The organism is Mycobacterium sp. NAZ190054 (genome assembly GCF_001545925.1).
Lineage (GTDB): Bacteria > Actinomycetota > Actinomycetes > Mycobacteriales > Mycobacteriaceae > Mycobacterium.
The window spans coordinates 1-2,070 of the sequence record NZ_LMVQ01000416.1 but is presented as its reverse complement, the minus strand read 5'-3'; the positions used below and the strand labels follow the sequence as shown (position 1 = coordinate 2,070).

Sequence of the window (2,070 nt, the reverse complement as noted above, 5' to 3'; positions counted from 1 at the left end):
TCTTCCTCCACCTCGAAGTCCGCGTTGCGGGTGATCCGGAACGCGTGGTGCTCCACGATCTCCAGCCCGGGGAACAACACCGGCAGGAATGCGGCGATCAGCTCCTCGGCCAGCTCCGACAGGTGCGAGCCACCCCGCCGCGACACCGCGACCACCGTCGCGGCCCCCATGTCGGCGAGCTGACGGATCAGGTGTGGGCCGACGTTGCCGGTCGCGCCGATCACGAGGTGGCTGGTGCCGCTCTCCAGCCGTGTCAGCGACACGGCCGGCAGCGGATGCGGGACCAGCCGCGGGACGCGGCGCTCGGCGCCGCGGTAGACGGCCTGGTCGTCCCGGTCGGTGTCCGTCACGACAGCCTCGGCGCGCAGGTACTGCGCCAGCAGTTCCGGCGGCAGCGCCTCGTCGACGTCGAGGAGGCCACCCCAGAACTCGGGGTGCTCCAACGCCAGTGTCCGGCCCTGGCCCCACAGCACGGCGTGCGCGGGGTTGGCCCGGTCGCCGTCGGTGACCGGCTGGGCGTTGCGGGTCACCACGTACAGGCGCGGCGCATCGGCGGTACCGGCCAACGCGACCACGAGGCGGCGCAGCTGGTGGAACGCCTCGTAGCTCGGCGCGGCGTCGAACCGGCGTGCCGCCACCGGCGGCGCGTACACGACGTGCCGCACTCCCGGCAGCGCGGCGCGCAGCGCATCGGCGTCGTCGAGCACCGACAGCGGCAGCGCGCGCGAGTCCGCACCGAGCGATTCGGCCAGCTCGGCGCCGGTGTCGTCGGTCAGCACCAGCCACGGGACATCGGTCCCGCCTGCGGGCAGGTCACGCACCGGCCAGTCGAGCCGGTGGAACCACTCGTGCTTCTCCCCCTCGGCCATCGCCACGTCGGTTCCGTTGTGCGGCACGGCTTCTGCGCCAGCCGTGTGGATCCAGTGGTGGGCGTGGTGCCAAGGGGTGGTCGGCAGCGGCACCCGGGCGGCGCGCTGCGGGGTTTTCGGCGGACGCACCGTGTGGGTCGCGTTGAGGCTGGTGTGGAAGGTCACCGTGTCGTTGGCGTCGCGTTGCAGGGTGGCGATGCTGTGGTGGTGGCCGCCCGACAGCGTGTCCTTGACCGCGTGGCTGAGCAGCGGGTGCGGGCTCACCTCGACGAACACCGCCTTGTCCGCGCCGGCGGTGGCGACCGCGCGGGCGAACCGCACCGGGTTGCGCAGGTTGGCCACCCAGTGGTCGGCGTCGAACACGTTGGTCCCGTCGGTGGGCCGACCGTCGGTGGTCACGATCACCGGGATGGTCGGCCGGCGTGGCTGCAGATCGGCCAGCTCGGCGCGCAGGTCGTCGAGGATCGGATCGATGATCGGATGGTGCGACGCGACGTCGACCTCCACCCGCCGGGCCAGCTTGTCGAGCTTGTCGACCTCGGCGACCGCGGCGTCCACCTGGTCGGGCGGGCCGGCGATCACGGTCTGGTTCGGCGACGCGTACACCGCGACCGTCAGGCCCGCGTAGTTCGCGATCAGCTTCTCGGCCGCCTCGGCGTCGAGCTCGAGCAGGGCCATGGCGCCCTGCCCCGACAGCCGCTTCATCAGCCGCGAACGGGTCGCGATCACCTTGAGGCCGTCGGCCGGGCTGAGCGCCCCGGACACCACCGCGGCCGTCACCTCGCCCATCGAATGGCCGATGACCGCGTCGGGTTTCACGCCGTAGGACTGCCACAGCGCGGTCAGGGCGAGCTGCACACCGACCAGCACCGGCTGGATGCGGTCGATGCCGACCACGGGCTGTCCCGAGGTGAGCACGTCGCGCAGTGAGAACCCGGCCTGGGCGACGAAGTCGGGCTCGAGCTGGTCGACCGCCGCGGCGAACGCCGGCTCGTCGGCCAGCAGCCGACGGCCCATGCCGGCCCACTGCGAGCCCTGCCCGGAGTACAGGAACACGGTCCCGGTTCCACAGGCGCCGTCGTGGACGGGCACCACACCCGGGGCCGGGTAACCCCCGGCGAGCGCCCGCAACCCGGCGACGGCCTGGTCGCGTCCGCACCATGAGCGACGGACGCAGGCGCCGCAAAGCCAAGCAGGCGCG

General features: G+C 72.9%; 1 protein-coding gene and 1 pseudogene. Both read right to left on the bottom strand.

The features are described from left to right. The coding region (locus ASJ79_RS35225) for a hypothetical protein (RefSeq protein ID WP_231750990.1) at nucleotides 1–80 on the bottom strand (80 nt) is incomplete at its 3' end. 18 nt (nucleotides 81–98) lie between these two features. Beyond that, nucleotides 99–2,070, bottom strand: a pseudogene (locus ASJ79_RS23110) (acyltransferase domain-containing protein); the annotation flags it as partial.